Raw genomic sequence first — 8,050 nt, 5'->3', positions numbered from 1 at the left:
CTGAGTAGTAGATCGGCGTTTCAAACGGGACGAAACTGTCCGGTGTTGTGTTATAAATATATTTCAATATATCTTGTTCCTGAGAAATATTCGCCAGGAATTCTCTGATTTCTGTCTCTAGATTCATGCTTATCTCCTTGGGTAATTACTGCTCTCACGCTAATTGATTTCGGTTTAACACTCCAATCTCTGGAAAAAAATCTATAGCTTTCTAATTCATCATTAGACTAACTTACCGGAAAATTTTCTGCCACTTAAAATTTTATAGTTCTAGGAATAGGGGTGGATAGCTTTTTTCAAACCTCCTCTGATTTTCCAGCAAAGTCTGGCTCAATTCAGATTTCTAAATCCTTGTCTAGTGAGCAGCTTAAGGCCAGCTACTCTGTTGTCGGTACACTCTTTTTCATGGTGGAAAATCGCTATTTCAAAGAAATTTCTACTGAAATGCTTAAGTTGAAGATTTTCAAAGTCGATTAAATTGAAAGGCTTTATCGACGGAAATTAGCTTCAAGTTTAGATGGTTTCTTGAGTGGCAATTTCGATTTACTCTCTCTGAATTCGATATGACCAATAAGATTTCAAGAACAGGAATGAGCAACCTGAATAAATTCTGTTTTAATTGTAAATAACTTTTGAGGATATGGCTAATAGATTGTGGAGAACCAGATTTAATGATTAACCATCAAAGACAGAAAGCTAGTAAATCTGAGCGCTGCATAGTTGCTCGTTATCTCTACTTTTACTACGCCTCTCAATATTCTCTTATCAGAGTTACTAAAGAGGGTTAGATGTTGGCTCAAAAGTGTCATATGCTATACCAAAAAGGAAAGGAGCGATCGCGCAAGGTTACTAACAGCTGCTTCCGCTAGCCTTGTTGCAAAACTTTCGCCTCCTAGCCTAGGCGAACAATTCGGATTTCAGCGGGGTTCATAATGCCTATTTTGCTTGTTCAGGTTCCCTTTGATTCGTAGTAAATCTAAGCTGATTCGCTAATTCTTCCTATCTTAAGAGAGGCTAAAAAGTGTCTAGTATATGATATTCAGTGTAGCCTTAAAGGTGCAAGGGGCATTTCACGATGTAATCTGCTTGCTGAGCCCAGTCTAGGCTTTTTTTGATTGTTTTCCTCAATAGACCAGGTTGGCAGAAATAGCCCGCCCTCTACAAGCAGCGCTCTGAGTGTTGACATCGTCACATTTCAACTGTTTCAACTGATGGAACACTTCTACCGCGTAGGTCTAGCGACTTAGGTTAGTCGGTAGGCCCGTTATAATTTCCAACCTTCAACCTTCCAGCCTTCGACCCTGTGACCTACGTTCTCTACACCCAAATCTAGCCTACTGCCCTGGAGAGGGCTGCTCAGAGGCTGGATAAAGCGGAGATGGATCGATTTGACCAAGACGGTCAGGAGACCAGAAGCGAATCACCGCCTTGCCAATGATGTGATCGTGAGGGACGAAGCCCCAGTAACGACCATCGTAGCTATTATCGCGGTTGTCACCCATGACCAGGTAAGAGTTGGCTGGCACGGTGACAGGCCCCCACTCATACCTCAGCTTCTCAGCAGCATACTTTTCTCTTAAAAGACGATTATTGATATATACCCGTCCCTCTTTGATCTCGACCTTCTCTCCCGGTAAACCAATCAACCGCTTGATCAGCGTATCTCGGACATTTTGCTGCTTGAGCTTGTCGGTGGGGGAAAATACAATGATGTCGCCTCGTTCTGGATTTGACCAGCGATAGCTCAACTTGTCAATTACTAGGCGATCATTAACTTCTAGCGTAGGTAGCATCGACCCGGAGGCGACATAACGAGATTCGGCAACAAGGGTATGAAACCCAAAAGCGAACACTAAACTCAGTGCTACTGTCTTGCAGCCCTCTAACCAAAGATTGTTGCGGCTTGGCTGGGGATGATTGTTAAAATCTTGGTTGTGCCGATGATGCATAAGCGTTGAGTAGGGTAACAGTGAACCGTTGATATAGATGAGATGGGTGTCCAACAACCTCGCTACACGAAAGTAGCACCAAGGCTGTTAATTTTTCGACGTGAAAAGCGAGAATAAGGCTCCTGTGAGATTTTAAAAACCTTGAGTTTGATCAATACGGTAGAATTGCTACGCGATGAGGTGAGTTTTCGTGGGTGTACCTTATCCATAAGGCGACGTGGGTCTTCTAAGGGTGTGATATTGGCTTCAACAGACCTAAGCATCGGGTTCAAAGGCTAGGAATTTTAGGTTTAAAAAATTTCAAGGCTTTCACCCTGAAGGCTGACATCGGTGTATCATTTTCAGGGCTTAGCAAGTAAACACACTTGGCGTCAAGCTCACCAGTCCAATCTGTCAAAAGACTTAATTTGTATAAAAATGGCTCATCAGGGCACTTAAAATTGCTAAACCTCGCTAAGGTGGACAATTAAACAAATGTGGTTTTGAATGAATGAGCAGATATCAACAGGGCAAGAGTGGCTCCCCCTCCCTTAAGAGAGGAGATGGCATATTAATCCAAGGGAAGTAATGTCAAAGTGAGGAGTATCAGAGTGCATCAGTTCCCATTATTGATGATTCAGTTGCAGTTTAGAGGTAAGGGCGATGAGTGATGGTATGGCTTTCCTGACAGGAGCTGCCTTCGCTGGAGTGGCAGTTCTTTTTCTGATGAGGGGAGGAGCGAATTTGGGTGCAACGGCTCCGCCCGTGGCTCAACTCCCGCCAGTCTCACCAACCCCTTTGACCACTCCTTTTATGAATGGGACACAACCGCAGGCGCTGCCTACGGCTTCACCCGGTTCAGTGTTATACAATACCGACCAACAGCGGCTCGTCATGCAGCTCGAGCAGCAACGAACTGAAATAGAGCAGCTCAGACAGCAACTGCAAAATCAGCAGTCGTTAATGCAGAAGCTAACGACGCAAAACGATCCGAATGCTAATAGTTTGTTTGCACCAACAAAACCCCAATCAGAGGTGACTCAAGCGGGGCAGCAAGATAATCCGATGCTTTCAGGGTTAGTCTGGGCGCTAGGAGGTATGGCGGTTACCATTAGTGGCGGTGTCGTAGTGATTGGCGCATTATCTGTGCTTTCACGACAGCAACGTCCACCTCGGACAACCTATGTGGTGCAACACCCCTATACCGCTCTCCCCCCTACCATACAGGGCAGACGGCGAGCTGAGTATATGCCGCCTCCAGTAGTAGAGAGACAAGTTGAGCACATAGATTATGACTAAGCAGGGTGGTAGATAATCGGATTTTGGATTGAGAATGAGTTAGCGGCTTTTGGTACATACTGCTGTTTGATCGTTCGCTCTAACGAGCTAAAAAGAAATCTGTCGCTGAGTGTGTTTAGCGACAGATGTTTTCTGAGTAGCGGCGTTTATCGACTCAGCGAGATGCGCTTGCCCGAAGGACAGCGCCAAGGGCGATCGCATCCCAGACAGCTAACGGCAAGCTCACCATCTACCCATTCGTCCCCTGAGTGGACTTGAGCCAATCAAAAATCTAAAACCGCAACTCAGTTAGCGGTTCACACTGCTCATGTCAGGTAGCGATCGCCAGCCGCAATATTCTTGGGTGCGATCGCGTCAATGCTCTCTAGTTCAGCTTGAGTTAATGTAATATCCGCCGCCGCTACATTCTCCTCTAAGTAGGTACGGCGCTTGGTTCCAGGAATTGGTACGATGTCGTCTCCTTGAGTCAGTAACCAGGCGATCGCAAGTTGACCGGGCGTAACTCCCTTTTGGGCCGCAATTTCCTTACATATCAGCCGTATCGAGCAAAGTTACCTCTTGTTCTCCTGATTTCTACAAATTTTTGCTTTTCCGACAAAAATACTCGGCAGATTCAGGTGCTGGGTAATGCGCTTGTACAATCTCAAGCCCAGCACGAGTTATCATTCCTTCAAGAATCCAGCTGAACGTGCTATATTCTTCACGAATGTGCATCTCATAGTCACTGGCGGTAAAACCCTCACCCGATGGCTTTGCCATTCGAGCAATCCAGGCATCGATACAAGAGTGATATTCGCTGGGGTTGAACGAGAACACCACATCCCGAAGGTAAAGAATCCCTCCAGTCTTTAACATTGATGCCATCCGCAACAGCGCAACCGTCTTCCAGAAGTCGGGAAGGTGATGGAAGGCAGCTTTTGTCACTATAAAATCAGCCGGTTCGCCTTGATGTTCGTAAGATAGGAATCCTGCATGGTGGAACTGAATGTTCTGAGCATTCATAGCGTGAACCTTCTTTTGGGCATACGCCAGCATGGTTGGCGACACGTCCACAGCATGTACGCGAGCACCTACCTTAGAGGCTTGAATGGCAAAGGTGCCTGTACCTGCTCCTAAGTCAATTACGATATGACCTGCTGAGATACCCAGCCGCTCAACCAATTCCCGTTCAGCTTCTTCACTACTTGATCGCTGATTGTGGTCATAGGCTTCAACTCGTGCTGTATCCTCGAAGTCAACACCGCTCTGTTGAAATTCGTTGTAGAACCATCTTTGCGATACATCCATAATTTGAGTCAAAAGTCAACTGGTTTGCTCGTCTATCCATTCCTGGATTTTGGCAATATGATGCTGTAACTCAGACCGAAACTGTGTTAAAAATTCGAGCTTTTCGTCAGTCTCCTTAAGATAAGCGATGAGGATTTCCAGCAATTTCTGCTTCCCCCGTAACATCGTCGGTTCTGCAAAGAACAGGTCGAGGATACTGCCGATTTCCTCCAAGCTTAGCCCTAGAGATTGGAGTGCATCGATCTTGTGCAGTCTGGCAAGCTCAGCCTCAGTGTAGTACCGAAAGCCCTTCCCCTCACGCTCACTGGGCTTGAGCAGACCCAAGTTTTCGTAATAACGAATTGTTCGAGGAGTCACGCCAGCTTTTTCGGCTAGCTCTCCTATACGCATTTTGTCAGTCAATTTGGAAACTTATATCAACCTTAACGTCAACGTTAATTTGACCTCATCGACTTTTTGAGGTTGTGTCAAGTGTTGTCTGCCAAGAACGAACCACAGACTTACTCCAGGACGCAGAGGTAAGAGAGAGACTGATACATTTGAATCTGAGTGGCTATGACTATCAAAAACTCAGCGATCCTCTGCGTAGCCCTCTGCTACCTCTGCGTTAGAAAAACATAGTATTCCAATGTCAACGGATTCGATATGATTCTATCTCTAGTCCGACAAGACAGGCTACCCAATCTGAGGCAGAACATCCTGAAATAAAACCTGCAATAGTTGACTTCCCTGTGGACGACTCCAGTCCTGAGCGAGTTCAGCCATAAGCGTATTGGTTGCCGTCAGCACAACACCTTCACGCTCCATACGCCGCCTAGACATTTCCTCAGAAATATCGAAAGGTGACCCTGATGCATCCATTACAGCTTGCACATTGTACCCTTCACGACAGGCACTGAGCGCAGGATAGACAAGGCACACGTCAGTCGTAACACCCGCCATGATAATGTTTTTACGTTTGGTGTCTTCTACCGCCTTCTTGAAGTTTGAATCATTCCAGGCATTCACAATACCAGCGCGTTTGATTCGCCTTTCAAAAGCTTCAGGCAAAATGTCCTGCAACTCAGGCCTGAGTGGCCCTTGGAGATTCTCTTCCTGAGAGCTTGTAAGTACCACTGGAATGTTGAGAATCTTAGCTGTCTTTGCTAGAGCCAGCGTATTTCGTTTAACAACGTCCAGGGGAATATTTTTAATTAATTGCATCGTCCCAACTTGATGGTCGATTAAAAGCATCACTGAATTTTCAGATGTAAAAGTATCGCTCATCTCTTTTTCCTTCAGATCTAAAACACATGAATCTATGGTTGAGTAGCTTCCCTTTAGGAGTTGGGGTAAAGCCACTTGTAAAACAATCGGGTTAACTGGGGCATCACAACGTATGTGAGTATCAACACAACTATTCCAATGGTGATGAGTTGCGCTAACAAATCCGGGAAATGCACAAGCAAAGGGCGGAGAATATATCTCACTGTTGATAGCGTCAGGAACACTCCTATCCAGGTTAGTAACGCCATCTTGTAACGCTTAGGTGGAGACTTTTGAGGTCGTCTCGGTAATTCAAACCAGGTTTCTAAACCGGTGAGAACTTGCACATCCTCCGCTTCTTGAATCAACGGTTTGACTCGTTCAATCCACTCCCGACGCACCGACGAATCTAACCAGGCTTGTAGATTTTTGTGATGATCGAAGTGAAGAACAATAATGTATTCCAGCTGTATACCTCTCTGCGGTCGTAGGATGTTGACTCCTAGATGCCCTTCAAATGTTTTGGCTACAGGAATAATTCCTCTCATCCATTCTTCATATCCCTCTTCTCGACCCAGTTTAACTAGATGAGAAATTACAGCCGTGACGTGGTACTCAACGTTGAATTTAGGGCTGTTCATTGTCTTTAGTAAGATTCGTCTTAAGGCATAAAAATATCACCATTTTTCTCGGCCATAACTTACTTACTAGTCAGTAAGTATAAAAATAAGCGATTCTTTCTGTCAAGAGAAGACAAGATGAAATCTTGCCAATGCCTGAGGCGACAAGAGCTTGGAGAGGTTAAACTGACTTACCAGTTGGTCAGTTTTGGGTTGATATGCCTAGCTCTCGGCAAGCAAAAAGCAAACGTTCAATATCGGGACGCGATGCAGAAGCGACAAAGGCACAAATTTTGGATGCGGCTGAACAAGAGTTTGCGATCGCAGGATTTGCCGCCGCTCGTACTGAGACAATTGCGGCTCAGACGGGGGTGACGAAAACCATGATTTATTACTACTTCCAGAACAAAGAAGCGTTATATCAGGAAGTTCTCAACCGGGCGTTTATACAGCCTCTGGGCGAAATCGCGCAATTGAATCTGGAACAACTACCTCCCCGGCAAGGATTAGAGAGCTTTACTCGGATGTTTCTCCAGCAAATGTCGAAAAAACCGAGCTTGGCTTCGATGTTGTTTCTGGAAGCGATTCAGAATCGGGGAAAGTACTACCCAAAAGAGTCGATCCAACAACTCTATGGAACGCTGATCGCGATTTTGGAGCAAGGAATCTCACAGGGGGTTTTTCGTCCCTTGGAACCAAAACATACGGCGGTCAATATTGTGGGCAGTTGTGTATTCTACTTGGCAGCTCATGAAAACGTGAAGCATCTCTGGTCAGGGAAGCGGATGCTGAGTAAAGCGATGCTAGAGGAACATACCCAAGAATCGCTGAACTTAATTTTGGCAGGTGTGCGGGCAGTGCCAGACATGACTAAGGATTCTCAAACTAGCGATTAAACTGGCAAATATGTCAATCCGCATCTCCCCAACTCAGTAGACCTCTTGCTCTCATTCGAGTTTTGCCCCCCTAACCCCCCAACTTTGGGGGAAGAATCTCAAAGTCCCCCAGAATTGGGGGATTTAGGGGGCATTTCAGGATTTATGCAAGAGGTCTAGTGGTTCATTGGTCAGCTTTCGCTAACTTCCAGCATTCTTGTGCGATCGCCCAATCTTCTTCGGTATGCACTACGAAGACGCGAATCGCGGAATCTGCTGCTGCAATATCTGTATCAGTCGGTGAGGCGTTATTCCTTTGGGAGTCGAGTTTCAAACCGAGAAACTCAAATGCTTCACAAGCCGCAGCACGGATTGCTGCTGAATTCTCCCCGATACCGCCAGTAAATACCAAAGCATCCAATCCGCCCAAACTAGCCAGCATTGCGCCGATGTGCTTACGCAGAGAATGCACAAACATATCAAACGCTAATTGAGCGCGTGAGTTGCCCTGGTCAATCTCTTTCATAATCTGGCGCACATCGCCCGATACGCCAGAAATACCCTTCAACCCAGAAGCCTTATTGAGGACTTCGTCTAACTTTTGGGCATCATAATCGCTGTGTTGCAGCAAGTGAATCAAGATACCAGGGTCAATGGAGCCAGAGCGAGTGCCCATCATCAACCCTTCTAGGGGAGTAAATCCCATCGTGGTATCAATACTCTGACCCTCGCAGATAGCAGCCAGAGAAGCACCGTTCCCCAAATGACAAGTAATCAAGCGCAAAGACGCCAACTC

General features: G+C 45.9%; 7 protein-coding genes and 2 pseudogenes. 2 read left to right on the top strand and 7 right to left on the bottom strand.

The annotated features are described in order from the left end of the window. Window positions 1-1,334: 1,334 nt before the first annotated feature. On the bottom strand, window positions 1,335-1,949 hold the full coding sequence (gene lepB / locus V6C93_RS11425) for a signal peptidase I (protein ID WP_333476784.1): 615 nt from the start codon (window positions 1,947-1,949) through the stop codon (window positions 1,335-1,337). 642 nt (window positions 1,950-2,591) lie between these two features. Between lepB and V6C93_RS11420 the strand changes: the two genes are divergently transcribed. Continuing rightward, window positions 2,592-3,227 carry a hypothetical protein gene (locus tag V6C93_RS11420; RefSeq protein WP_333476783.1) on the top strand — a complete coding sequence of 212 codons (636 nt, stop codon included), beginning with the start codon at window positions 2,592-2,594 and terminating at the stop codon, window positions 3,225-3,227. 288 nt (window positions 3,228-3,515) lie between these two features. Here V6C93_RS11420 and V6C93_RS38205 read toward each other — a convergent pair. The 5 genes and pseudogenes from V6C93_RS38205 to V6C93_RS11400 all read right to left on the bottom strand — a co-directional run. Next, window positions 3,516-3,754: pseudogene (locus V6C93_RS38205) on the bottom strand (aldo/keto reductase); the annotation flags it as partial. Between the two features lie 46 nt (window positions 3,755-3,800). Then, window positions 3,801-4,514, bottom strand: coding sequence for a class I SAM-dependent methyltransferase (locus V6C93_RS11415; RefSeq protein ID WP_333476782.1), 714 nt, complete (start codon window positions 4,512-4,514; stop codon window positions 3,801-3,803). A 15-nt stretch (window positions 4,515-4,529) separates the two neighbouring features. Then, on the bottom strand, window positions 4,530-4,904 hold the full coding sequence (locus tag V6C93_RS11410) for a MerR family transcriptional regulator (protein ID WP_333476781.1): 375 nt from the start codon (window positions 4,902-4,904) through the stop codon (window positions 4,530-4,532). A gap of 285 nt (window positions 4,905-5,189) precedes the next feature. Continuing rightward, complete coding sequence (locus V6C93_RS11405; protein WP_333476780.1) at window positions 5,190-5,780, bottom strand: isochorismatase family protein; 591 nt, start codon at window positions 5,778-5,780, stop codon at window positions 5,190-5,192. A 53-nt stretch (window positions 5,781-5,833) separates the two neighbouring features. Beyond that, window positions 5,834-6,400: a hypothetical protein gene (locus V6C93_RS11400; protein WP_333476779.1), complete on the bottom strand. Its 567-nt coding sequence runs from the start codon at window positions 6,398-6,400 to the stop codon at window positions 5,834-5,836. A 197-nt stretch (window positions 6,401-6,597) separates the two neighbouring features. Here V6C93_RS11400 and V6C93_RS11395 point away from each other — a divergent pair, with 197 nt between their 5' ends. Continuing rightward, window positions 6,598-7,275 (top strand): TetR/AcrR family transcriptional regulator, encoded by a 678-nt coding sequence (locus tag V6C93_RS11395; RefSeq protein ID WP_333476778.1) that lies wholly within the window; start codon window positions 6,598-6,600, stop codon window positions 7,273-7,275. A 163-nt stretch (window positions 7,276-7,438) separates the two neighbouring features. Here the strand turns inward: V6C93_RS11395 and V6C93_RS11390 are convergent. Then, window positions 7,439-8,050, bottom strand: a pseudogene (locus V6C93_RS11390) (acetate kinase); the annotation flags it as partial.

It is taken from the genome of Allocoleopsis sp. (assembly GCF_036703385.1).
GTDB lineage: Bacteria > Cyanobacteriota > Cyanobacteriia > Cyanobacteriales > Coleofasciculaceae > Allocoleopsis.
Note: the sequence above shows the minus strand (reverse complement) of the source record. Positions and strands in the feature narration are given on the sequence as shown.